The sequence below is a fragment of the Flavobacterium sp. B114r genome (assembly GCF_056824125.1).
In genome coordinates this window covers 3,141,661-3,167,070 of the sequence record NZ_CP124858.1, presented here as the reverse complement: position 1 = coordinate 3,167,070, position 25,410 = coordinate 3,141,661, and the positions used below count along the sequence as shown (strand labels likewise).

The 25,410-nt window shown below is 33.1% G+C and carries 24 protein-coding genes; 15 read left to right on the top strand and 9 right to left on the bottom strand.

Features of this window, described 5'->3' with window-relative positions:
- Positions 1-99: 99 nt before the first annotated feature.
- Complete coding sequence (locus tag QLQ94_RS13585; protein WP_271335291.1) at positions 100-678, top strand: PhnA domain-containing protein; 579 nt, start codon at positions 100-102, stop codon at positions 676-678.
- 217 nt (positions 679-895) lie between these two features.
- Here the strand turns inward: QLQ94_RS13585 and QLQ94_RS13580 are convergent, their stop codons facing one another.
- The 5 genes from QLQ94_RS13580 to QLQ94_RS13560 all read right to left on the bottom strand — a co-directional run bounded on the left by QLQ94_RS13580 (position 896) and on the right by QLQ94_RS13560 (position 6,477).
- The gene (locus tag QLQ94_RS13580) at positions 896-2,434 is read right to left on the bottom strand and encodes an IS1182 family transposase (RefSeq protein WP_482497452.1); all 1,539 of its coding nucleotides are present in this window, start codon (positions 2,432-2,434) and stop codon (positions 896-898) included.
- A 121-nt stretch (positions 2,435-2,555) separates the two neighbouring features.
- Positions 2,556-3,002, bottom strand: coding sequence for a hypothetical protein (locus tag QLQ94_RS13575; RefSeq protein ID WP_271335290.1), 447 nt, complete (start codon positions 3,000-3,002; stop codon positions 2,556-2,558).
- A gap of 276 nt (positions 3,003-3,278) precedes the next feature.
- The gene (locus QLQ94_RS13570; protein WP_271335289.1) at positions 3,279-4,628 is read right to left on the bottom strand and encodes a DEAD/DEAH box helicase; all 1,350 of its coding nucleotides are present in this window, start codon (positions 4,626-4,628) and stop codon (positions 3,279-3,281) included.
- A 492-nt stretch (positions 4,629-5,120) separates the two neighbouring features.
- Positions 5,121-6,002 (bottom strand): dihydrodipicolinate synthase family protein, encoded by an 882-nt coding sequence (locus QLQ94_RS13565; RefSeq protein WP_482497449.1) that lies wholly within the window; start codon positions 6,000-6,002, stop codon positions 5,121-5,123.
- Between the two features lie 16 nt (positions 6,003-6,018).
- Positions 6,019-6,477 carry a cupin domain-containing protein gene (locus tag QLQ94_RS13560; RefSeq protein WP_271335287.1) on the bottom strand — a complete coding sequence of 153 codons (459 nt, stop codon included), beginning with the start codon at positions 6,475-6,477 and terminating at the stop codon, positions 6,019-6,021.
- Between the two features lie 99 nt (positions 6,478-6,576).
- On the opposite strand from QLQ94_RS13560, the gene pdxR reads away from it, so the two are divergent.
- The gene (pdxR, locus tag QLQ94_RS13555) at positions 6,577-7,989 is read left to right on the top strand and encodes a MocR-like pyridoxine biosynthesis transcription factor PdxR (RefSeq protein WP_482497447.1); all 1,413 of its coding nucleotides are present in this window, start codon (positions 6,577-6,579) and stop codon (positions 7,987-7,989) included.
- A 217-nt stretch (positions 7,990-8,206) separates the two neighbouring features.
- Here the strand turns inward: pdxR and QLQ94_RS13550 are convergent, their stop codons facing one another.
- Positions 8,207-9,172 (bottom strand): IS4 family transposase, encoded by a 966-nt coding sequence (locus QLQ94_RS13550; protein ID WP_482499979.1) that lies wholly within the window; start codon positions 9,170-9,172, stop codon positions 8,207-8,209.
- A gap of 416 nt (positions 9,173-9,588) precedes the next feature.
- On the opposite strand from QLQ94_RS13550, the gene QLQ94_RS13545 reads away from it, so the two are divergent.
- The 3 genes from QLQ94_RS13545 (at position 9,589) to QLQ94_RS13535 (ending at position 11,103) form a co-directional block, all read left to right on the top strand.
- Positions 9,589-9,792 (top strand): DUF4287 domain-containing protein, encoded by a 204-nt coding sequence (locus QLQ94_RS13545; protein ID WP_482499978.1) that lies wholly within the window; start codon positions 9,589-9,591, stop codon positions 9,790-9,792.
- 46 nt (positions 9,793-9,838) lie between these two features.
- A complete protein-coding gene (locus tag QLQ94_RS13540) occupies positions 9,839-10,288 on the top strand; it encodes a GNAT family N-acetyltransferase (RefSeq protein ID WP_271337996.1) in 450 nt (149 codons plus the stop codon).
- A 65-nt stretch (positions 10,289-10,353) separates the two neighbouring features.
- Positions 10,354-11,103 carry a DUF6882 domain-containing protein gene (locus QLQ94_RS13535; protein ID WP_271337998.1) on the top strand — a complete coding sequence of 250 codons (750 nt, stop codon included), beginning with the start codon at positions 10,354-10,356 and terminating at the stop codon, positions 11,101-11,103.
- Positions 11,104-11,318: 215 nt separating this feature from the next.
- Here the strand turns inward: QLQ94_RS13535 and QLQ94_RS13530 are convergent, their stop codons facing one another.
- Complete coding sequence (locus QLQ94_RS13530; RefSeq protein WP_271338000.1) at positions 11,319-11,915, bottom strand: methyltransferase domain-containing protein; 597 nt, start codon at positions 11,913-11,915, stop codon at positions 11,319-11,321.
- Between the two features lie 249 nt (positions 11,916-12,164).
- A complete protein-coding gene (locus tag QLQ94_RS13525; RefSeq protein ID WP_271338002.1) occupies positions 12,165-12,767 on the bottom strand; it encodes an NUDIX hydrolase in 603 nt (200 codons plus the stop codon).
- Positions 12,768-12,774: 7 nt separating this feature from the next.
- On the opposite strand from QLQ94_RS13525, the gene pyrE reads away from it, so the two are divergent.
- Both pyrE and QLQ94_RS13515 read left to right on the top strand, forming a co-directional pair.
- A complete protein-coding gene (gene pyrE / locus QLQ94_RS13520) occupies positions 12,775-13,425 on the top strand; it encodes an orotate phosphoribosyltransferase (protein ID WP_271338004.1) in 651 nt (216 codons plus the stop codon).
- A 154-nt stretch (positions 13,426-13,579) separates the two neighbouring features.
- A complete protein-coding gene (locus QLQ94_RS13515; RefSeq protein WP_271338006.1) occupies positions 13,580-13,972 on the top strand; it encodes an SRPBCC family protein in 393 nt (130 codons plus the stop codon).
- A gap of 300 nt (positions 13,973-14,272) precedes the next feature.
- Here QLQ94_RS13515 and QLQ94_RS13510 read toward each other — a convergent pair whose 3' ends face one another.
- On the bottom strand, positions 14,273-15,001 hold the full coding sequence (locus QLQ94_RS13510; RefSeq protein WP_271338008.1) for a biotin--[acetyl-CoA-carboxylase] ligase: 729 nt from the start codon (positions 14,999-15,001) through the stop codon (positions 14,273-14,275).
- Between the two features lie 93 nt (positions 15,002-15,094).
- Between QLQ94_RS13510 and rsfS the strand changes: the two genes are divergently transcribed.
- The 8 genes from rsfS to QLQ94_RS13470 all read left to right on the top strand — a co-directional run bounded on the left by rsfS (position 15,095) and on the right by QLQ94_RS13470 (position 25,307).
- Complete coding sequence (gene rsfS / locus QLQ94_RS13505) at positions 15,095-15,466, top strand: ribosome silencing factor (RefSeq protein WP_072964675.1); 372 nt, start codon at positions 15,095-15,097, stop codon at positions 15,464-15,466.
- A 15-nt stretch (positions 15,467-15,481) separates the two neighbouring features.
- On the top strand, positions 15,482-17,407 hold the full coding sequence (gene ftsH, locus QLQ94_RS13500; RefSeq protein WP_482497443.1) for an ATP-dependent zinc metalloprotease FtsH: 1,926 nt from the start codon (positions 15,482-15,484) through the stop codon (positions 17,405-17,407).
- A gap of 113 nt (positions 17,408-17,520) precedes the next feature.
- Positions 17,521-18,126 (top strand): lactate utilization protein B/C, encoded by a 606-nt coding sequence (locus QLQ94_RS13495; RefSeq protein WP_271338015.1) that lies wholly within the window; start codon positions 17,521-17,523, stop codon positions 18,124-18,126.
- A 1-nt stretch (position 18,127) separates the two neighbouring features.
- Positions 18,128-19,015 (top strand): phosphatidate cytidylyltransferase, encoded by an 888-nt coding sequence (locus QLQ94_RS13490; RefSeq protein ID WP_482497441.1) that lies wholly within the window; start codon positions 18,128-18,130, stop codon positions 19,013-19,015.
- Positions 19,005-19,658, top strand: a complete 654-nt coding sequence (locus QLQ94_RS13485) for a phosphatidylserine decarboxylase family protein (RefSeq protein WP_271338018.1) — start codon at positions 19,005-19,007, stop codon at positions 19,656-19,658. Before QLQ94_RS13490 ends, QLQ94_RS13485 begins: the two co-directional genes overlap by 11 nt.
- Positions 19,658-19,927 (top strand): acyl-CoA-binding protein, encoded by a 270-nt coding sequence (locus QLQ94_RS13480; protein WP_271338019.1) that lies wholly within the window; start codon positions 19,658-19,660, stop codon positions 19,925-19,927. Before QLQ94_RS13485 ends, QLQ94_RS13480 begins: the two co-directional genes overlap by 1 nt.
- Positions 19,928-19,935: 8 nt before the next feature.
- Complete coding sequence (locus QLQ94_RS13475) at positions 19,936-20,718, top strand: superoxide dismutase (protein WP_271338020.1); 783 nt, start codon at positions 19,936-19,938, stop codon at positions 20,716-20,718.
- Positions 20,719-21,092: 374 nt separating this feature from the next.
- Complete coding sequence (locus QLQ94_RS13470; RefSeq protein WP_482497438.1) at positions 21,093-25,307, top strand: hybrid sensor histidine kinase/response regulator transcription factor; 4,215 nt, start codon at positions 21,093-21,095, stop codon at positions 25,305-25,307.
- The last annotated feature ends 103 nt before the right edge of the window (positions 25,308-25,410 follow it).

The window sequence follows — 25,410 nt, the reverse complement described above, 5'->3', positions numbered from 1 at the left end:
TTAACCCGCCAAATCCGTGGGTAAAACCATAACAAATCATAAACTTGCAAGCGAAGCAAATTATAAGTAATTTCGCATTTTTAAATAAAACACCAAATAATGAGCATCGAAAGAGAATTGAACAAACGCAGCGGATCAAAATGTGAACTTTGTGGAGCCGAAGAAAACCTAAAAGTATATGAAGTATTGCCAACTAAAAAAGGCGGTCTTGATGAAAGCATTTTTGCTTGTGGTACTTGTATTGACCAGATTGAAAACCCGGACAATGTTGATTTAAATCACTGGAGATCCCTAAACGACAGTATGTGGAACGAGAACGTTGCCGTACAAGTTGTAGCCTGGAGAATGTTAAGCCGTTTGCGTGCAGCAGGATGGCCTCAGGAGTTACTTGACATGATGTATTTAGACGAAGATACTCTTGCATGGGCACAAGCAACCGGAGAAGGAGAAGATGACGAAAACAAAATCATTCACCGTGATAGTAATGGTGTAATTTTAGAACACGGAGATTCTGTAGTTTTAATCAAAGATCTAAAAGTAAAAGGATCCAGTATGGTTGCCAAACAAGGAACTGCCGTAAGAAATATCCGTTTAGACCACGAAAATGCTGAATACATTGAAGGAAAAGTAGATGGACAACAAATCGTAATTATCACCCAATACGTGAAGAAGATATAATTTTTTTTCTGAGGTTCTAAGTTGCTAAGATTCTAAGTCTCTAAGTTTTTTAAACCTTAATAAAGTTTTAGAACCAGCAAACTGAAACTTAAAAAAACCTGAAACAATACAAAACAAAAAAAGAAGCCGTCTCAAAACATATAATTTGAGACGGTTTTTTATTTGATGATGTTTTGATTTTTATTGGGTTAATTTTGAGTGGAGGCAAAAATTGCCCTTATGCTGCAATTTTCTTCCTTAAGTTGTGACCTAAAGCCATTAATCCGAACTCTAATTCAACTTTTTGAAGTCCTTTTAAAGAAAATCGTCTAAATCCGTTATTATGCTTGAGTTGGGCAAACACAGGCTCTACATCGGCAGAGCGTTGCTTTCTTCTTTGTATTCCTATTTCACTTAGCAGTAATTCCCTTGTCCTTTGTTTATGCCTTTCAAGGTTATGGTTTCGCTCTATACTTCTGTTTCCCTGAGCTTTAAAACATTGACCTCGAAGTGAACAGCCTTCACAGTTTTTGGCCTGATAATGAGATAAGGTTTGGGTGTATCCTGCAGCTGTTGTTTTCTGGTTTTGATGTGTTTTATGCATTTTTTGTCCCATTGGGCATACATAATAATCTTCTTGCTCGTTGTAATGGAGATTTTCTTTGCTAAAAGCCTTGTGTTTCTTTTGGTAGTTTTGATCTTGTTCTTTTTCAAAAGTATTATATTTTACAAAAGCTTTGAGCTTCTTTTGCTCCAGATAATCATAGTTTTCTTCACTTCCATAACCTGCGTCAGTAGTTATCTCTTTTATCTTTTTAAATATTTTCTTGCCGAAGGTTTGTTCCAAATTTTCTAAATGAGGTTTGAGGGTTTTGGTATCGGTCGGATTTTGGTGGATGGTATAATGAACGATGATCTGATTTTGTGTAGATATCTGGGTATTATAAGCTGGCTTGAGCTGCCCGTTTAGCATATGATCTTCTTTCATGCGCATAAAAGTAGCCTGGGTGTCGGTTTTGCTGTAACTGTTTCTTTCCCCTAGAATAGCTTCTTGCTTTTCATACTTTTCAAGATTAGCAGTAAAATTATTTTTTATATAGCGTAATTTTGCTTTTGCTTTAGAACTTGCCTTTTCATTACCGGAGAGTTTTGCATCTATTTTAGCTACAGTTTTCTGAATTATCTCTTTACTGATTTCTTTGAATTCTGTTGGTTCCGGGTTTGGACCCTCTTCATTATTGATGCTTTGGGCATATTTCCATAATTCTTCCAACTGAGTCAGCATTTTAGCTTTGTTGGTTTTAATGCTGTTGCCCCACACAAAAGTGTACCTACCAGCCTGAGCTTCTATTTTTGTGCCATCTGTATAAATTTGTTTTAGGTTTACCAGCCCTTCTGATGCAAGCATTAAAACTACCTGCTTGAAGATTTCTTTAAAACTCTCTTTGAGTTTGTCACTTCTAAATCTATTAATTGTATTGTGATCAACAATAGTCATAGAAGTAAGCCACATAAAATTAATATTCTCGCGAAGGGCAAGTTCTATCTTTCGCGAAGAGTAAATATTAGTCATATAAGCATACAACATCACTTTGAGTAACATCTTTGGATGATAACCAGGATTGCCCTCTTTACTGTAGGCTTGTAAAAGAGGCTGGATATTTATTGACTCGACAATCTGATCAACTACTCGAACCGGATGTCCCTGTGGAATTAAATCATCAAACGAATAAGGAAAAAGTACCGTTTGTTGTTGGTTATAATGTTTGAATCTCATATATAATCAGTTACTTAACACTGATTAAATTTACAAAATTGTTAATGAAAATACAAACTAAAAAAAAGTAGCTGACTCAGTTTTGAGACAGCTACTTTTTTTGTTTTGTATTAGGAGTAATTTATTTTTGGAACAATTTGTTAATCTGATCTTTTAATAACGGCTCAGAAACATTACTAGTAACAGATGAAGCATCTTTACTGGAAACCATAAACTGAACTGTAGCTTTCTCAGGAATAACACTTCCTGTGTAGTGCAGCCAAATATAGTTGTTAGGTAATTCTAACTTAATATCATACAAAGGGTTCGCTGTAAAACCATTTACAATAATACTGTAAAGACTATTGTAATCATTATTTACATTTTTAAATGTAAACTTTCTCAAGCTTGATGATTCATCATCATTCTGGATACTTGTATAATAAACAGTATATTCATCTCCAATTTTTTGAATATAATTGTTATTTACTTTTCCTAATCTCTCAACTGGTACAGTTTCAATAACTTTAATTTGTGCAAAAGAGACAAAACTAAACATCAAAATGGCAATCGTAATAATTCTTTTCATAATTAATTTGGGGTTTATTATTTACGGGCGCAAGAAACGCAGAAAATATGATAAATTAAAACCTTAACCGTTAATTTATTAACAATCAGTCAAGAATGGTGTTCAAAATTTAATCAAACCTACCAAAACATCTAATTAAAATATTGAATTTCAATAAATTAACAGAAACATTACTACTAAAAATCACTAAAAAAATAAACCTGATTTTGTTCTTTTTAGAAACTTTCAAACACAATTTAAAAAAGAATTTTACTACACTATTTCTTCAGAGAAAATCTAGTTCTCCTCTTCTTTTTTAACCACTTTTCGGGCAACTTCAATTTTAAATTTCTTGCCTTTCATTTTCTCGTCCTTAATATTATGCAGCAAGTCTTTTACTTTATTGAATTTTACGGCAGCAAACGAAATAAAATCTTTCACCTCGATCAAGCCTAAATCACCTTTCTCCAATTTCCCTTTTTGAGAAAAGAAACCAACAATATCAATTTTATTTAGTTTTGTTTTCTTTCCTCCACTAATATATATAGTTTGATATTCCGGAGGTTTTGGCAAAGTGGTTGTGTTTTCAACCTTCAGAACTTCCATTTTGTAGTCAATATAATCCAATTGTTTTTCACTTTCGTGAACAAGGATATAAGCCGTTCCGGAAGCCTGCATACGTGCTGTACGACCGTTACGATGTGTAAATTCGTCTTCTTTAAGAGGTAAATGATAATGAATTACGTGTTTCATTTCAGGAATATCCAATCCACGGGCAGCCAGATCAGTTGTGATTAAATAACTCACACTTCCGTTTCTAAACTGAATCAAAGCACGCTCGCGCTCGTCCTGATCCATTCCTCCATGATAATAGGTAGAGTAAATTCCTTTTTCGTTTAGTGTGTCACTAATACGTTCAGCAGCATCACGATGATTACAAAAAATAATAGCCGACTGTGATTTCAAAGAACAAATCAAATTGAATAAACTTCCTAATTTATCTTTGGCAGGCGAAACAATCATCTTCATAGAAAGATTCGTTTTCTCCTCTTGTTCCGGAATAAAATCCAAAACCGTTGGATTTACTACTCTTGTATATCTTGGAATCTCAATATCTGAAGTTGCCGAAACTAAAACACGTTTATTTAATTTCGTCAGTTTGCCAATGATATAAGACATTTGCTCGTGGAAACCCAGTTGCAATGATTTATCAAATTCATCTAAAATTAAAGTCTGAATTTTATCTGTTCTAAAAGTATCTCTGTCAATATGGTCTGCAATTCTTCCCGGAGTTCCAATTAAAACAGCTGGTGGATTGCTTAAATTCTTGATTTCAGTATCGATCGAGTGACCTCCGTAGCAAATATTTACCTTATATGGAGTCCCCATTTTTTTCCAAACCTGCTCGATTTGCAAACCTAATTCACGTGAAGGCACTAAAATTAAACATTGAACCGAAAGAATTTCAGGTTGTAATAATTCTAAAACGGGTAACAAAAAAGCCAGTGTTTTCCCTGATCCTGTTGGAGAAAGCAGTAAAACATTATTATCGTTTAAAATAGCATCTTGTGCTACTTCCTGCATTTCGTTTAGGCTCTCAATTCCTAAGTTCGAAAGTATATTGTTCGAATGGTGATTTTTATTCATTTTGCAAAAGTAATCAAAAAAAGTTGTTTCAAGTTTTATGTTTCAAGTTGAAATGAGAATAGAGCAACTTTGACATTTTGCATAATGAAAAATTTAAACCACAGAGGGCGCAAAGTTTTTTTTAAAATAAGTTTTTTTTTAATCGTAAAGTTCGCAAAGCTGCCTGTTTTATAAACTTAGCGCTTTGCAAAATCTTTACGGCTAAAAAACTTCTTTCAAAATCAATTTAAAATAACACAATCCCGATAGCTCAATGTCGTTAAGTTAAGCTCTTTGACTAGCCTCCAGCTTTAGCTGGAGATGTTTAATACCCACAATGAGGGGCTTTAGCCAAATCGCATATTTTTGGCTAAAGCGACTCAGACTGGTTTCACATAATCTCCAGCTAAAGCTGGAGGCTATTCAAAACTACACTTTGAGATAAAAAATATAATCAAAAAAGCTTAACTTAACGACATTGCCCGATTGCTATCGGGATTGCGGTTAAGAAACTTATTCCAGCTCTGCTAAAATCAACTTAAATTCAGCTACTTCACTTTCTGTTAATGGTTTAAAAGGGCTTCTTAGAAAACCTCCTTCAATTCCCTGAAGTTCTAAACCTGCCTTGATAGCTCTTGGCAAGCCTTTATTGACAATGAATTTTAAAAGGTTGAGTTGTTTGTAAAACACCTTCTGAGCCTCCTGTAAATCATTTTTATCAATAGCATTGTATAAATCCAGGTTCAGTTTCGGGATTAAATTAGGTGCGGCAGTACACCACCCATTTGCTCCCGCAGCAAATGCAGCCAGAGCCAAAGGGTTTGAACCGTTGTAAAAACCGGCATCCTCACCCAGTTCTCTTCGCAAATAATGCATTCTCTGCACATCACCTGTACTTTCTTTAATCATCGTTACATTTGGGATTTCAAGAAGTCGTTTCAGCAAAGCAGGCGACATATCAACCCCACCGGTCGCGGGATTATTATAGGCCATTATTGGAATCGAAATTTGTTTTGCAACGGCATCATAATGCTGTACAATTTCATCATCGGTAAGTTTCCAGTAGCTCATCGGGATAATCATCACTGCATTTGCTCCTGCTTTCTCAGCAAATTTTGCGTGATAAACAGTTCTTTCAGTTGTTAAATTTGATACACCAACCAAAACAGGAACCCTGCCTTTTACCTGATCTATTGTCGCCTCCGTAATTGCTTCTTTTTCTTGATCTGTCAGATAAGGCATTACACCAGTGCTTCCTAACGGAGCAACAGCATGAGAACCAGCAACAATTAGTCGTTCTAATAGTTTTTTATACAATACAATATCTACTTGTTCATCCTTGTCAAAAGGAGTAATCGGATAGGCAATAATACCTTTAAACGGGTTGTTTTTCATTTACTTTTATATTTTATTAAAGATCTCTTCCCTCTTCTTCTCTTAAGGCAACTCCTAAATTCTGAAGCTGTGGTGCATTTTCGCAGGCAATATATTTGGCTGGTTTATCACTGCTTAAATTCTGATGTCTGTGCCACGCCCAGCTCGGGATATAAACCGCGTCTCCCGCCTTCCACTCTACTTTTACATCTTCAACTTCTGTATAACCATGTCCTTCAATCACATAAATAACCGTTTCGTAAGTATGACGATGTTTATTTGTCAATTGATCCGGCAATAAACCGCCAATTGTCATACTTACATTTTTACTGGGAAGATCAACAAAGAATACCGGATGTTTACGTTCTGTAGAAAACTGACTGTGTACTCCTGCCTGTTCTACATTTTTGTGAATCAATTTTTCCGGCATCACAAAAACAGGTCTGGCAAATGTTTGGTGAAAGTCTTTTGATGAAAATTGCTTTTTAGTTTCCATAATTTTATACTATTTATTTTTTTGCATTATTGCTTTTCAAAATTATCTTAACTTTGGACTATTAAAATAACACAGTTTCAACATAAACAGCTAGTCCAGATGCTAAGACCTTGGAAATTAGAAATTCAGTTCAATACCAATACTGACAAAGCAATATACCTGCAAATCGCCGATGCTATTATTGAAGCAATTAAAACAGGTATGCTTAAAAGCGGAAATGCTTTACCAGGAAGCAGGCAACTTGCCGGGCTATTGAAAGTAAACCGAAATACTGTAATCGAAGCTTTAGACGTTCTTATAGCCGAAGGCTGGCTCATAACAATAGAAAGAAAGGGAACTTTTGTCGCTGATATTCTCCCTCTATCTAAAGAAAACACAGCTCAACAACAAAAAACTAATTTTATAAACGAAGAAATAAAACCGCTTATCGTTTTTGATGACGGAATTCCCGATAGCCGAATCGCACCAATGAATGAATTGGCAAGAGCCTACAGACAGATTTTTAATCGAAAATCGCGTTGGCAAATTATGGGATACAGTACTGAATTTGGAAATTTGGAATTCAGGAAAGCCATTGTTCAAATGCTCAATTTTAAAAGAGGAATGAACATTACGCCAGATGAAATTTGCATTACCCGCGGAAGTCAAATGGCAATGTATTTAACCGCTAATTGTTTACTAACCCAAGGCGATTTTGTAATGGTAGAAAATCCCGGCTATAAACCTGCCTGGGAAACCTTTGAAAATGCCGGAGCACAATTACTTCCTGTAAATATTGATAAAGAAGGTTTACTAATCGAAGAAGTCGAGGAACATTTGAAGAAACACAACAATATAAAGGCAATTTACGTAACGCCGCACCATCAATATCCAACAACGGTAACTTTGAGTTTAAAAAGAAGATTGAAACTTATCGAATTATCCAACCAATACAACTTTACGATTATTGAAGATGATTACGACAATGAATTCCATTTTGGGCAGCGTCCTGTTTTACCTATTTCCAGTTACAGCAATGCAAAAAATGTCATTTATATAGGTACATTGAGCAAAATTGTAGCGCCCGCTTTACGAATTGGTTATTTGGTAAGTAGTTCCGAAAACATTCTAAAAGTAGGCAAACATCGAAAAATGATCGACGTACAAGGCGATAATATTATGGAAGAAGCTGTCTTGCAACTTATCAATGAAGGCGAAATAAAAAGACATCTTAAAAGAACAACACTTATCTACAAAACAAAAAGAGATGCTTTTGAAATAATCTGCAACAAACACCTCAAAAATAAAGTCACATTTATAAAACCTGAAGGAGGTTTGGCTTTTTGGGTAGTACCAAATTCAGACGTAAATATCTTAGAAATTTCAGACAAGCTACTCTTAAAGGGTATAAAAATAATAACGCCGGAAAAATTTAGTTTTAATAAACCAATTTCAGGATTCAGACTTGGCTACGCTTCACTTACCGAGAAACAACTCGAAGAAGGAATAATCGAGCTCGCGAAATATTTATAATATGTCTCGGGTTTTTGTTTGTTTCAGGTTTCAGCTTGAAATGCGGTTAAACTTTATGCTGATATTTTACCGCAAAGAGCGCAAAGTTTTTTTTATTTTGGAATGCTTTGCGCAGATTTTAAGATCACAAAGCTGTGCGTGAAGACCTTGAAGATTGCAAAGGCTTACATAGAGACCTTTGTCAAAGTTTTAAACCAAGAGTGTAATGAACTTTCTTTCATGTATTGAATGTTTCTAATTTACTAGGATCCCCACCACAATGTATTACTACTTGTTGAATGATTTCATTTTGTAATTGATTACAAAATGAAATTTTGGGGATCTTATATCCTTTTAAGCCATTGAGTTTTATGTAACTCAAAAGTAAAATGGATGCAATTAGAATAATATATATCATTACTTGAATTCCATTCCATTGTCTTGAAAAATAGTGTTTAAAATTAAGTTCTTGTTTTATAAATCTAAAGAAACGCTCAATATCCCAGCGCTTTTTGTAAATTTTTGCTATTTGATCTGCCGTAAATTCTTCTTCGGGCAAGTTGCTTAAAAATAATATTTTTTCTCCATCAGATTTCAATATCCCTTCTACTAATCTAAAAACTATTTTAGTCTTTTTTTGATTGGCATAAAGATGAACTTTACTGTGTTTTATCAACTTAATAGTTTCATCTTCACAATCCAACGGTATAACTTTACTGCCTTTTTCTATTTCATACTTAGATGATTTATAAATTCGAGTAACAAAATATTTATCCTTATTGGAGAGCTCAGCCATTGTTTTTCTTTCCTTCATTCCTCGATCAAAAACCGCAATATCTTTTTTATTACTTATGTGTTCTTGAAGAATATTACCCAAAGCCAAATCTTCACTAATCATTTTTTGATCTTTGTGAAAATTTACATTAAATGGCAATTCACTAAAACCAATTGTAAATTTTATACTGTTTTTACCTTGCTCTCCTTTTTTATTTTTCTGTCCATTTTGCATTCCAAAACTTAATAAAGAAGCAGATAAACTTGTAATTATTGAGTCGTATAAGCTTAATTTTGCTTTATCTTTCTGTTCAAGTTTATCCTGAAAAACAGTAACAGTATACTGATATAGTTTCTCGAAATATTCCACGTTGATTTTTCCAATTCTCTCTGCAATACTGCTGTGACTAACACTTTTATCTTTAGGAATCTGAGCATATTTACAAAAAAATGATTCTCGTAAAAATTCTCAAACACTCTGGAACTGGCTCTGTTTTCATTTAAGACACCAAAAATACAAAGTTTAAATAATTCCTTACCTTTTAATTTTTTAGCATTCCAATCAACCATTGTTTGCTGAGCAAAAAATCAAGTTGATCTTCTGAAATATAATTTAATATTTCTTTTACTTCTGTTCTGATTTGCATTTTCTGATATTTATTGACATACAGAAAATAAAAATAATAGTTTTTTACAAAAGTTCCTTACACTCTTGGTTTTGAACTTTGACAAAGTTGGCAAAGGAAAGCAAAAATCTAAAAACCAATTATATTTTTATTTGTATTTTCGTACATCTATAAACCAATTAACTATCATTCTATGTCATTTCTATGATATCTAAAAACTATTAAAGAAAAAACAGGAAATGGTCCGGCTGAGTTTAGAACTTTGGCAGAACAAAAAGCATTTACACTAGACGAAAAACTAAAACCAGAAGCAAAAGCAGGAGATATTGTAAACTGGCTCAAAGAAGATTTTGATTTAGGTCAAGGCTATTCAATGGCAATTTATGCATTACTTAAAGGCATAAAAGACGAAAATAGTCAGTAACAAGTATAAAATAAGTAAACATTTTTTACTTTAAAATAAAAAAGAAATGAGAATAATCTCAGTAAGAGAAAACCCGGAATATAAAGATAAAACAATTCAATATTTTCAAAATAGCTGGCCTGAAATAGCACCTATTATTTATGAAGATTGCATTACGCATAGTATAAATGCCAAAGATTCTTTGCCACAATGGTACCTGTTAGAACTTAACGAGAAAGTTATTGGTTGCGCGGGACTTATTACAAATGACTTCATTAGCCGCATGGATCTTTATCCCTGGATTTGTGCCATTTTTATAGACGAGAAATACCGCGGAAATAACTATAGTAATTTATTAATAAAAAAAGCCAAAGAAGACTCTAAAAAAGCGGGATTCAAAAACTTATACCTGTGTACGGATCATACGGGATTTTACGAAAAATCTGGCTTTAGCTATATCGGGCAAGGCTATCATCCTTGGGAAGAAGAATCCAGAATCTATCAAATCGATTTGTAAACCTATTTCAGGACGAGACAAAACAAGAAATATCAATTTTATACTAACTAAAAAACCATAAAAAAATGGGATTATTTAATAACCTTTTTAAAAAGAAAGAAGAAAATACGGAGTCAACTTCAACTGTTAGTCAACCAAACATTAGCAAGCATTTTACATCTGAAAATGATTTTTTAGAGAAATTTGGAGCTGCTGTTTTAGAGAAACAAAGAAATCTTTATGATGTTACTGGCGATCTTTCCTGGAATGTTGACATGGACAAAGAAGAAATAACATTTGGAGACAATCTTACTTTTCCCATGCAGGCTTTGGGTTCGTTTTCTCATTCTTCAGAGACATGGCTTTGGATCTGGGAAAATAAAGCGGGCGGTTATACCAAGTCTCTTATGAAACAGGCTCTTTTACTAAAGCAATATGGAGAACAAAATAATATTGATTTATTGACTGTTGGAAAATTTGACGCCGTAGAGAATGATTTACATTTAATGGGAATGATTGCTGTCGAAATGTTCAACGGAAGTGCTTATTATCTTGGAAATTACGGACAAGGAACAATGGTTCTTACCATAAAATCTGATGTAATAGACAAAGTTGAGAGTGAAGAATTCTCTCGAATTTTAACTGTTTTTCCTGAATTAATTTCAACATTTGAAATTCAAAACCATAAAAATGCTTTTACAAATTATCTAACACAGAAAGGCTATAAAATAACATCGAATGGAAACGAAATTAAAGCTGAAAAGAATGAGAATGTAATTGATGCTGTTTTTAATGAAGATAATCTTCTGATAAAGTTAAATAGTAATAATGCTTAAGATTTCCTCCCAGGATTAAAAACAAGTAAGAAACCAGAAATACCTTTTAGACCCCATTCCCCACGTGAGGGATAGGAACTAACTGCCGAAGCAGTGTGGATAGCCTGACAGCATCCCGATAAGAGGGCGTATACGCGTAAAGTACTTTTGCCCTCTTATCGGGATGATGGCACGCCCTGCTAATTTTAAGAAATGTAAATTTGAAAAGTGGTAAATCACGACATTTTTTTCCAGAAGTTCAATACTCCGTCGCAGGCAGAATATTCTAAATCAAAACTTTCAGGAATTTCTTCCCATGTACTCCAATACGTTACAAGTCTTGTATACTTAGGCGCTTTAGCGAGCTGATCCCTGACATAATTGGAATAAGTGAGAAACAATTCGTTTTCTGGAACTACAATTTTATCTATGGGGCAGGAAGTATCTACATTTTCGAAAAAAGAATTGTAAAAATAAAAGGCATCATAATCTGAAAAAGAAATATCAATGATATTAGAATGAATAAATTCAACATTCTCGACATGATGTTTTTCGGCAATTTTTTTGGATAGCTTTATAAGGGATTCCCTTTGCTCGACACCATAAAAAAGTCCTTTTGTAGAGGCTGCGCCTACTAAACAAAATTTACCAACGCCTGCACCAATATCCAAAACCTTTTTATTGGGTTTATCAACCAGATAATCAGCTGCAATCCTGGCAATGGCAACCGGAGTCCAATGTCGCTCTGCAAGTCTCCTGATGCGTGTAGAATACAACATATCAAATGCGCTGTCTTCTATTTCTATATTTTTTTTTAAGGATTTAAAAATCATTTAATTCGATTGCCTGTCTTCGTGATTAGATAAAAATAGCATTACGCCTTATAACTACAACTTTAGAAAAACAGTGCATTTAAGCACTGAATTTTAATATCGCAGTATTTTCCTGTAATATAACATTAGTTGAGGTCATTCGCAATCTAAACGAGCAATTAAATGTTTTTCTTTTTATTTAAGTCATACCGGCAAACCCTTAATAGTTTTAAATTAAGATTTGGTATTTGATATTGACTTTTGATATTGTTATTTTAACTGTTTTTCTTCTTCAAACAACAGCTTAATATTCTCATAAGAGTTTTTCAGGGCTTCTTTGATTTGCTCGGGATTTAACCACGCCACTTTTTCGATACCTTCTTCAAGCTGACCTACTGGTGTTCCTTCAAAATCAGATTGCATTTCGAACCAATGCGTGACTTTGAGTTTATATTTTCCGTTGCGTTTAAAAACGTGGTATGTTTTTTCGAGTTTATTAATGATGCGCAGTTTGTTTACACCGGTTTCTTCTTCAACTTCGCGCATGGCAGTTGCCTCAATTTCCTCTCCTTTTTCGATTCCGCCCTTTGGCAAGTCCCATTTTCCATTTCTAAAAATAAATAAAACTTCGCCTTTTTTATTGTAAACAAGACCTCCTCCCGCTTTATTTACAGGGATTTTAGCCTTAAGTGTCTTCATAATTTCCTTTTCATCAGGATGATATAAATACGCCTTTTGAATTTTATTTTGAAACATTTTGACTATAAGCTGCTCAATATCAATACTCTCTAACAAGAATAATTGAAAATCAGTCTCTCTTGAGATTTCATTTGTCAAAAAAAGTGGTTTGTCGTTCACAAAAACTTTATACATTTGTACTATGATTTTTAATAAAGATACTGCCGAAAAAACAGCCGAATTGCTTTTGCAAATAAATGCAATTAAATTGAATCCCGAAAATCCTTTTACATGGGCTTCAGGTTGGAAATCTCCTATTTACTGTGATAATAGGTTAATTCTTTCATTTCCGAGCATCCGAAACTACGTTCGTGATGAGTTTGCGAAGAATATTGAAAAACAATTTGGGAAACCAGATGTAATTGCCGGTGTTGCCACTGGAGCTATTGGAGTGGGGATTCTTGTTGCTGAAAGCCTTGGATTACCATTCGTATATGTGCGTCCGGAAGCAAAAAAACACGGAAGACAAAATCAAGTTGAAGGTTTTTTACAAAAAGGACAAAATGTTGTTGTTGTAGAAGATTTAATCAGCACAGGAAACAGCAGTTTGATGGCTGTTGAAGCTTTACGTAACGAAGGTGCCAACATAAAAGGGATGGCAGCGATCTTTACCTACGGTTTTAACGTTGCCGAAGATAACTTTAAAAAGGCTAATATCGATTTGTATACGTTAAGTAATTACGAAAATCTATTAGACTTAGCAGTTCAGAAACAATACATTACCGAAGATCAACAATCGACTTTGCTGGAATGGAACGAAAGTCCATCTACGTGGGGGCAGGAAAAGGAATAATTTTAGATTGCAGACTTTAGAATTTTAGATTGTTGGAATTTAATTTAAGATTTAGCTTTGCGAACTTTTTATTCATAAAGATTTACAATCAAAAATAAAAAACCTTGCGTTCTTTGCGGTAAAAATAATTTAGATACTATAAAAAAATTAAGATATGAACTTAGAAAGTCCAAAAGTTACTGTTCAGAAATCAGCTCAGGAGTTATTTGATTTATTGACTGATGTTAGAAATTTCGAAAAACTAATGCCGGATAACATCGCTAAATTCGAAGTAATTGGCGAAGATGCTTTTATCTTTGGATTAAAAGGCATGCCGGAAATAAAACTTAAAATGAAAGAGAAAACAGCACCAAACAAAATTGTTTTAGGAGCTGCAAGTGATAAACTTCCTTTTACTTTAGTTTCGAATATAGAAAGTGTTTCAGCCGCCGAAAGCGCTGTTCAACTACAATTCGAAGGAGAATTTAATCCTATGATGGCAATGATGATCAAAGGGCCAATTAGCAAATTCATCGAAACTTTGGCTACTAATATGACCAAACTATAATTTTTAATTATCAATTGTTAATTGTTAATTCTCTACTTATAAAAACTTAAAGCCTGATCTTATGATTGGGTTTTTTTATGTTTTTTTGCCACTCTTTTACCCGCAAAATATGTCATGCTGAAAAAACGAAGATTCACACTCGAAGCTCAACAAAGATTGAAATATTCTATACGGAGTTCCTAGTGTGATCCTTCGTCCCTCAGGATGACAAAAACGAGAGTAATAAAACTTTGCAATTTTTCGAGATTATTTTTTTTTAAAGAAACTTAGCAACTTAGCTACTCAGAACCTTAGAACCTCCTAATAAAGCATCTGAACCTCTTTGATTTCAAATTCTGATACAGAATCATCCTCCAGCAAAATCTGTATTTTACCAATAGAGGAAACTCCTTGAATTATCCCCATAAAATTCTCATTTTTGAGATTCTTAAATGGCATTGGAATTCCTTTTTTGAATAAAGAATTAAAATATTCCCTCCAAAACTCAGTTGAGTTGGTTTGCCAAAATTCGATTCTTTCCTTTATTTTATCGACTATTAAAACCGGCAGGACATTTTTATCGAATTGAGTTTTACAAATCACGGCCAATGACGAAGCATTTGGCAAATGTTCATAATTTGTCTGATTAACATTAAGTCCTATTCCAACGACTGACACGATCCTGCCATCACTTTTTAGGGTATTTTCGATAAGTATGCCACCAATCTTTTTATTATATGACATAATGTCGTTTGGCCATTTTATACTTAATTTAGGAATATTCAATGATTTTAAAGCATCTATAACTGCCAATGAAACAATAATACTCAGATTAAAAACCTGTTCATTATCATACAGAAAATCCTTTACCAAAACACTCATAACTAAGTTTTTACCTGATTCAGACTGCCATTTAGACCCCATCTGTCCCTTGCCTTTTGTCTGATTTTCAGCGGTTACTACAGTAAAATTATCAGGTTCATCCTGGCTCGCTAATGATTTAAGGAAATCATTTGTAGAATCTATGGCATCGAGTTTGATTAGTTTCATCAAAGGAATTTAATTAACTTAATTTAATATTTTGTTAAGGTTCAAAAATAATCACAAATTTTGGTAACTTTACAAAATCATATAAAATAATTCATGGCGAAAAAGACTATTAATAATGATGTTCTATTGGCGAACATAATCAAGGGGATTGAAGAAGTAAAAGGAAATGATATTAGTATTCTTGACTTAAGGGATATAGACACGGCAGTTTGTGACTATTTTGTTATCTGCAACGGAAACTCAAATACCCAAGTAAACGCCATCGTAGGCTCAATTCAAAAAACAGTATCTAAAGACTTAAAAGATAAACCGTGGCATGTAGAAGGAACCGATAATGCTGAGTGGGTTCTTATGGATTATGTGCACATTGTTGTACACGTTTTCCAGAAACACATTCGTGAATATTATAATATCGAAAGCCTTTGGGGTGACGCCAAAATAACTACAATCGAAAACAAATACTAAAAGAAACTTTCTCTAATGGCTAAAGATAATAATCCAAATCCGAGTAAATTTAAAATAAGTCCTTGGTTAATATATACCGCAATACTTCTAGTTTTTTTATTTATAAGTTTTGCAACCGGAGGATCAAACTTAAGCGAACCTGCTCAATTAACTTCTTCTAAATTCAACGTTTTATTAGAAAAAGGTCAAATTGAAAAAGTAATCGTTTATAATAAAGCTGAAGCTGAAGTATACTTAAACGCTGCTGCTCTTAAAGATCCGGCAAATAAAAAAGTAGCTAATGATATTTTCGAAAGACCTAACAAAGGTCCTCACTATACATTAGAAATTGGTAACGACCAGATTTTTCAAACTAAATTAGAAAAAGCAGTTGGCGAAGGCAAACTGAAAGATTTTAATTTCTTGCAAAAAAATAACTGGAGCGATATTTTAATCAGTTTACTTCCTATCATCATCATTATTGGTGTTTGGATTTTCATTATGCGTAAAATGTCAGGTGGCGCAGGTGGCGGTGGCGGACAAATCTTTAACATTGGAAAATCGAAAGCTAAATTGTTTGATGAGAAAACAGATATTAAAACAACATTTAAAGATGTTGCCGGTTTAGAAGGTGCTAAAGAAGAAATACAAGAAATTGTAGAATTCCTTAAAAACCCTGAAAAATACACCAATCTTGGTGGTAAGATCCCAAAAGGCGCACTACTTGTAGGACCTCCGGGAACTGGTAAAACATTACTTGCAAAAGCAGTTGCGGGAGAAGCTCAGGTTCCTTTCTTTTCGTTATCAGGTTCTGATTTCGTAGAGATGTTTGTAGGAGTTGGTGCTTCACGTGTTCGTGACTTATTTAAACAAGCTAAAGAAAAATCTCCTGCTATCATCTTCATCGACGAAATTGATGCTGTTGGTAGAGCAAGAGGAAAAAGCAATATGTCAGGTGGAAATGACGAAAGAGAAAACACTTTGAATCAATTACTGACAGAAATGGATGGCTTTGGTACAAACTCTAACGTAATTGTATTGGCAGCAACAAACAGAGCTGATGTTCTTGACAAAGCTTTAATGCGTGCCGGTCGTTTTGACAGACAAATTTTTGTTGACTTACCGGACATTCGCGAAAGAGCTGAAATCTTTAAAGTACACTTAGCTCCTATCAAAAAAGTCGAAGGTCTTGACCTTGATTTCTTAGCAAAACAAACTCCGGGATTCTCTGGTGCTGATATTGCAAATGTTTGTAACGAAGCTGCTTTAATTGCTGCACGTTACAACAAAACAGCAGTTGACAGACAAGATTTCTTAGATGCTGTTGACAGAATTATTGGTGGTCTTGAAAAGAAAAATAAAATTATTACTCCAGACGAAAAAAGAGCAATCGCAATTCACGAAGCTGGTCACGCAACTGTAAGCTGGATGTTAGAGCATGCTGCACCACTTATTAAAGTAACTATTGTTCCTCGTGGACAAAGTTTAGGAGCTGCATGGTATCTTCCTGAAGAAAGACAAATCGTGAGAACTGACCAAATGCTAGACGAAATGTGTGCTACTATGGGCGGAAGAGCTGCTGAAAAGGTAACTTTTGACAGAATTTCGACTGGTGCATTAAGCGATTTAGAAAAAGTTACGCGTCAGGCTCGTGCCATGGTAACTATTTATGGTTTGAATGAAAAAATAGGAAATGTTACTTATTATGACTCAACAGGTCAAAGTGAATACAATTTCTCTAAACCATATTCTGAAGAAACTGCTAAAGTAATTGACAAAGAAATTTCAGAATTAATTGAAGGTCAATACGAAAGAGCAATTAAAATCCTTGAAGAAAACAAAGACAAGCTAAATCAATTAGCTGATATATTAATTGAAAAAGAAGTTATTTTTAAAGATGACTTAGAAACTATTTTCGGAAAACGTACTTTTGATAAAAATTTAGAAGAAGTGGTTTCGTAAATATTCAATAAATATGTAATATTTTTTAAAATCTTAATTCAAAATAGCCTTTTGAATTAAGATTTTTTTATCTTTGAACGTTTTCAATTAACATGTAAAGTATTTCATATAAAATGAATTTTTTCAAAAAAATATTTGGTTCTAGCGATGCTTCATCTGATGAAGAGAATGAAAGCCAGTATGGAGGAAATCATACTCCTGATAATCATTTGTCTATCGACGAAAGATTCATTTTTAATTTCAAAAAAAATGGCGGTAAATTTCTATATTGTGAGAACAAACAAGAAGTTGCTGAGCAATTTGAAAATATACTGGAAGAAAATGACTGGTTCGAAAGTGAAGTTTTATGCTACGAGCCCGGACTATTTCATTTATTAGCAGAGAACAAGTTAATTTATATTTCTCCTAAAAACCCTAAGTTTTTACTGGCTACCTGCGAGAATTTAATTGCCGAGGAGGGTTCTATTTTATTTTCATCAAAACAGATCAGACAGGACAAGCCAAACGAATTACCCGCAAACATTGTGATAATTGCAACAACAAGTCAATTGCAATTAATAAAAAGTGACGGTTTAAGCGCTATCAAAAGAAAATACGAAAGGGATTACCCTACTAATATCACCACCATAAAATATTTCGAAAAAGCAAAAGAAGAAGATTTTACACAATACGGAAGTGTTGCCAAGAATTTATATTTATTGCTCTTAGAAGACCTTTAAGATGAATGAAACACTCAAGAGAACCATTTCTGGTGCTGTTTATATCGCTTTATTACTAACTTCGATTTTGTTTTCTACCGAAAGCTTTATTATTCTTTTTGGTATCTTCCTTGTCATTGCTACATATGAGTTCTGCAACTTAGTAGGTCTTAACAAAGTCTTTTCTATCTTGTTCGTTTCTGTTTTTTACTCGACTGTAGCTTTAATTAGCTTTTATAGAAACGAAACCGAAAATTACATCAATAAACTTTTAAAAGAGAATATCGTATTTACGATCGATACAGATCGTTTATTTACCGTATTGCTTGTAATTACTCTAATTGTATCTGTAAAATGTATTGTCTTTTTATTTGACGATACTCAAACGATAAGCAAGATATCCAAATACATTTATTTAATTGGATACATCATGTTACCTTTTCTTTTTATTACCAAGATTTCTTTTGGAATAAAAGATTACAATCCAAAAATTGTCATTGGCTTATTTGTTTTGATCTGGACTAATGATACTTTTGCTTACTTAGTTGGAAAATCTATTGGAAAACATAAATTATTCGAACGCATTTCTCCTAAAAAAACGATAGAAGGATTTCTTGGCGGAGTAGTTTTTGCTGCTTTTGCCGGATTTTTAATTTCTAAGTTATACATTCAGCCTAATCCTGATTTTAGCAGTAAATCGATCTTAATCTGGACTATAATTGCTTTAATTGTAAGCATTTTTGGAACCATAGGAGATTTAATCGAATCAAAGTTTAAAAGAGTAGCCGGCGTAAAAGATAGCGGTGCTATCATGCCAGGTCACGGAGGTGTATTAGATCGACTAGATAGTGTTATATTTGTAGCACCAATTATATTTTTATTTTATCAAATTTTATATTATGTTTCATAAAGAGGGAGGCCCATCCATTTTATTAGGTACTGCATTTGCAGTAGCTGTACTTTTAATTGCTGACAAATTCATTGATATTGCCTGGCTAAGAATGCTTGTTCAAATTGCCGGTGTACTAGTTTTGATCATTATCCTGCAATTTTTCAGAAACCCTAAAAGAATTGCTATTAGAAATAGCGATCAGATTCTTGCTCCGGTAGATGGTAAAGTTGTAGTTATTGAAGAAGTTTACGAAGGTGAATTTTTTAAAGACAAACGTATACAGGTTTCTATTTTTATGTCACCAATAAACGTACACGTAACACGTTACGCAATGGACGGAATTATAAAATTCAGTAAATACCACCCAGGGAAATTTCTGGTTGCATGGCATCCAAAAGCGAGTGAAGAAAATGAAAGAACAACGGTTGTAATCGAAAACGAAACTTTTGGACAAATACTTTACAGACAAATTGCCGGTGCTCTTGCAAGAAGAATTGTAAACTATGCTCAGGAAGGTATGCAAGTCGTACAAGGAACAGATGCTGGTTTTATAAAATTTGGTTCAAGAGTAGATTTATTCCTACCTTTAGGTACTCCAATCAATGTAGTATTAAACCAAAAAGCAATTGGCGGTAAAACTGTTATTGCTACAAAAGCTTAATGATCGAAAAAGATTTAGATACTCGTTTTTCAGAGGCAGTAGAAATTGCTTTAAAAATGACTCAGGCCTCACTGCCACAAGATGTGCAGTTGCGCCTTTATGCATATTACAAACAGGCAACTTTTGGGACTGCTGTCTATAATCAATCTGAAAATTTTGATTTAAGAGATGCTTTCAAAACAAATGCCTGGATGCAAATAAGTCATATATCAATCGACGAGGCCAAAGAAAGTTATATTGATATCATTAATTCACTAACATTAAAATAAATAACATTATGAAGAAAAACATTGTTTATTTCAGCATATCAGCTTCATTATTTCTATTATTTTCTTGTAATGATAAAAATAAGCTAACCGAAGTTGTAGAAGTTCCTTTACCTACCAAAGAAGAAAAGATAACAATAGGATCTCCGGATGATGTAAAAGCTGATCCCGGTTCTTTTGAGATGACAAAGCTGCCTTTTTCGTATGATGCTTTGGCTCCTGCAATAAGAACCCTTACTTTAGAAACACATTATTCTAAACATTATTTAACGTACACAAATAATTTTAATAAGGAAATTCTAAATACTGAATTTGAGAATTTACCAATTGAAGATATCCTGAAAAAAATGGATCTTAACAATGCTAAACTTCGTCAAAACGCAGGAGGATATTACAATCACACGTTATATTTTAATATTTTATCTCCTAAGGAACAAACACCCAAAGATACTTTGGCAGGTTCTATTAATAAAGAATTTGGTTCTTTTGCTAATTTAACCACTCAATTCAAAGGTCAGTCTACAAAACAATTTGGCTCTGGCTGGGTTTGGCTGGTAGTTGACAGAGCAGGAAAACTGCAAGTAACAACTACTGAAAATCAGGATAATCCTTTAATGAAAAATGCCCTGATTCCCGGAACACCAATTTTAGGAATCGATTTATGGGAACACGCTTATTATCTGGATTATCAGAACAGAAAAGGAAACTATATTGATGCATTTTACGAACACATCAATTGGAACAAAGTAAATGAAAACTACATAGAGGCTTTGAAAAAAGTCAAAAAAGTATAATAAAAGAAAAGCCGATACAATTTAAGTATCGGCTTTTTTTGCTTTATATTTTATCGTTCTCCATCTGCAATATCCCTTCTGAAATTAATAAAACCTTCATTTTTATTTCATATTTTCTTTCATAACTAACTGCTAATATCAAAATAAATGCGTTCTTTTTTTTTATTAAATCAAAAAAATAACTCATAAAAATCACTTATTATCAATCTGCTTTTCCATACCTTACAGCTTATATAATAACATTTTTCATTTATATTCCGGATATAAATCATCTCTAAATAAGCTGTGTTGCGTAATTCAGAATAAAATGACATATGTTGTTAGACGATACCTATAATCCTGTTAATTTAAAAATTATTAAAAGAATTATCGCATTGAAAATTAATACCACATTTTGTTGCTTTATATTTATAACTCTACTGCTTGCTTGCAATAAAGAGAAAAATATTGCTATTAATGCCACAACGATTAGTCAGTTTGACAAAACGGAACAATCAAAAATTAACAATCCTGATTTTAAATCAATTTGGTCTCCTTCTAAATCATTGGATTTAAAATATTCATTCGAACAATTAGACAATACCAAAGGCTTATCGAACAGTTCTATAAATACTATATTTCAGGATTCTCAAAACTTACTATGGATAGGAACATGGGACGGCCTAAATCGATATGATGGAAATAGTTTCAAAATTTTCAGACCTGAATTAAATAATAAAAACAGTTTAACCAATCAGGTCATCCTTAAAATTGACGAGGATAGTACAGGTCAGATCTGGATATTGACCATACATGGTATTAACCGTTATGATAAAAAAACAGGCGTTTTCCAGCATTATTACTTTTCCAGAGAAAATATACCTCCATTGTCTGAATCAGAGTTTAATATGGCCCTGGATGCATCAAAAAAAGTATTTTGCGCAGTAAAAGACTGGGGAGTTGGTTACTTTGATGGCAATCAATTTCAATTACTAAATACCGAAAAAATTTCAAAGAAAGCGGTAAAAAGAATGGAGTTCACAATAAACGGTGAATTACTTATTTTGTTTGAAGATAATAAGCTTTACTCCGTATCTCTTGCTAACAACCAAAACGGCAAACTATCTATTTCTAAAATAATATTAATTTCAGAGAATATTCGAACATTTGGAATAGTCTCAAAAGAAAAGATATGCACGATATCAGTAACAGGAAATAGCAATCTATATTCTTTTGCAAACCACGAGAACACGTTACTTCTAAAAAAAGACATTGAGAATAGTATAGGAAATATTCCGGAAGGACTTGTCATTTCCAGTAAAACAGGACACTTTATTATTAATACTAATGGTAATATAATTAATCATGATTGGCTGAAATATTTAAACAATCAAAAAACTACAACTATAATTAGAGGAAATGAAAATATCCTTTGGGCTGGAACAGACGGGGACGGAATTATTAAAATGTATCCGCTGAAGAAATCATTTAACCTCATCTCTAAATCTCAGGTTCCGGAATTAGATGGTGCCATAGTAAGGACATTTCTAGAAGTAGAAGAAAACTCGTTTTTGGTGGGCACAAAAGGCAAAGGCTTGTTCCTGTTTTCCTCTAACTTTTATCTTCATCCCGAAAAACCTTTACAATACAAAAATTTTAACGAGAATAACAGCGCGATTAATAATGCTGTATTCTCTTTATGCAAAGGAAAAAATAACTTAATTTTTATTGGTACTGATGGTGAAGGCATTGCTGTTTTTGATCTGAAAAAATCAAGATTAATTAATTGGGCAACTATTCTTGGTCATACAGATGCTGCTTACTTTAAATCTGTTTACTCTATATATCAGGATGAAGATGGATTTATATGGCTTGGAACCAATGGACATGGGATTATTCGCTGCAAAATTGAACGCTCCGGAGAAAAACTGGTGATAGCAGATTTTAAGAAATATCTGGCTGATAGCAGTAAAAAAAATGCTTTGAGCAGTAATATTGTTTTTTCTATAATTCCAAAAAATAAAAATCAACTCTGGATTGGAACCCGATTGGGAGGCTTAAATTTATTCGACAAAAAAACAGAACGCTTTATTATTTATAAAAATGATGCAAATGATTCAACAAGCTTATCCAATAATGATATCCTGTGTTTGCAAAACGATGCTAAAAACAGACTTTGGATTGGTACCAGCTTTGGCCTTAATTTATTAGAGCATATAAAAAATGATGGAACGGCTGTATTCAAAAACTTCACCGTGGCAGATGGACTTCCTAATAATACAATTCACGGAATTGTTTCTGATAAGAAAAACAACCTTTGGCTAAGTACTAATTTTGGTTTATCAAACTTCAATCCTAACGAATTAAAATTCACGAATTATACCAGAAATGAAGGACTGCAGAACAATGAATTTGCGGATGGAGCTTTTTATCAGGATTTAAAATCTGAATTTATTTTTATGGGAGGGATAAAAGGATTTAATTATTTTTTACCTCAAAAAATAAAAGAATCTACGATTATTCCTGATCTTTTTATTGATAAAATTAGCGGGCAAAATCAACCAATACCCTATTATCAGGGATTGGTAATCACTCCGGACTCAGAGAGCCATCCTTCGATTGTTTTAAATCATAATCAGAATTTTTTTGATATTGAGTTAACGGCTTTAACGTATATCAATACAGAAAAATGCCAATATGCTTATCAATTAACGAATTTTGATAAAAGCTGGAATACGATCAATAACCGTAGGATTATTTCATTTACCAATGTACCTAAAGGCGACTATTCTTTATGGATAAAATGGTCTAATAGTGATGGGGTCTGGAGTAAACCGGTTCATGCCATTGATATCCAGGTTAAGCCCATATTCTGGCAATCCAATCTTGCTATTGTAATCTACTCGTTGTTGTTTTTGGCTTTTGTATTATTTGTGCTTAGTTACTATAAAAAACGCCAATCACTGACTCAAAATATCCTTTTTAGACAAAGAGAGAAGGAACTCCATGAAAACAGGCTTACTTTTTTTACAGATATTGCCCATGAGTTTCAAACCCCTCTGACTCTTATTGTGGGACCTATACAAAAACTCTCTGAAACAACAAACCTCAACGAAAAAAATCAGAAGTTCATACAAATGATTCAACGGAACTCTTCGAGGTTACTATTTTTAACGCAACAATTACTTGAATTTAGAAAAGCTGAATACAATTATCTGGAAGTAACAGTGAAAAAATTTGATCTGGTAAATCTGGTTGAACAAATTGCTGAACTATTTGATGAATGGGCATTAGAAAAAAATATTACATATGATCTTGACATCCCTCCTACTTTATCCGGATGGTTCGATAAGGATAAAATTGAAAAAATAGTATTCAATCTGATGTCAAATGCTTTTAAATACACTCCTGTAAATGGAAAAATAGACCTTAAATTTTATATTCAGGACAAAGATTCTAAAAAATTAAATATTACAATTACAAATACCGGAAAAGGAATTCCAAAAGAAGAACTCGACTCTTTGTTCAATCAGTTTTTCCTGGCCGATTCCAGTAAAGAAGCAGATAACAATATGTTTAGAACCGGTATTGGTCTGGCCTATGTAAAAAAATTGGTCACTGTATTAAGGGGGGAAATACAGGTTTCAAGTATTTTGAATAAAGAAACAATCTTTACTATTATCTTGCCAAGCAACAAAGAAACTTTTAATGAAAAAGAATTAGATACTGCTATCAGTCCAATTTTGATTTCTCATCATTTACAAAATATCCTTCAAGAGAATCCAATTAAATCTGACAAAACTCCCAATAAAATTTCATCTCTCGAAGAGCTTGCTGACGATCGCAAAGTAATATTAATCGTTGAGGATGAAAAAGACATCCATATGCTCCTTAACGAATTGTTAAGCGAGAAGTATAAACTTATTATAGCTTATAATGGCCATGAAGCAATAAAGATCATTGAAGACATAGTTCCTGACATCATTATCAGCGATGTAATGATGCCTTTTATGGATGGTGTGGAATTTTGCAAGAAAATAAAAACAAATCTTAAAACCTGTCATATTCCTTTTATTATGCTTACCGCAAAGGATTCTGTTATTCATAGAATTGAAGGAATAGAAAGCGGAGCCAATTCATATATTCCAAAACCATTTTACCCTGATCATTTACTTATAAGAATACAAAAGTTACTGGAAGAAAAAGAATTGATTTCAAGGTATTTTAAGCAAGATACACTTACCGAAAATTTATCTGCTCTGCCTATCAACAATGAAGAAAAAGATTTCATCAAAAAAGTAATTGAACTTATTCGCAACAATATCGATAATGAAAACCTTCAAAGTTTATTCATCGAAAAGGAATTAGGTATTAGCAACTCACAATTATATCGAAAAACCAAGCAGCTTTTTGGTTTTACACCCGGTGATTTAATTCGTACCATTCGGTTAAAATATGCTGCAGAATTGTTAAGAAAAAATAAACTAACAGTTTCGGAAATTTGTTATCAATCCGGTTTTAATAACCGTTCTTATTTTTATCGTGAGTTTAAAAAATTATACGATTCAACTCCCAAAAATTATCAGCTCAAATATAAATCAAAGAGCTAAAAACACTTAATCACTTGATTAACAAGCAAAAATAAACAGTGTACACTTTTGAAGAAATAGTGTACACCATTTTTCCTATGCACTAACTAATTTTATAAACGAT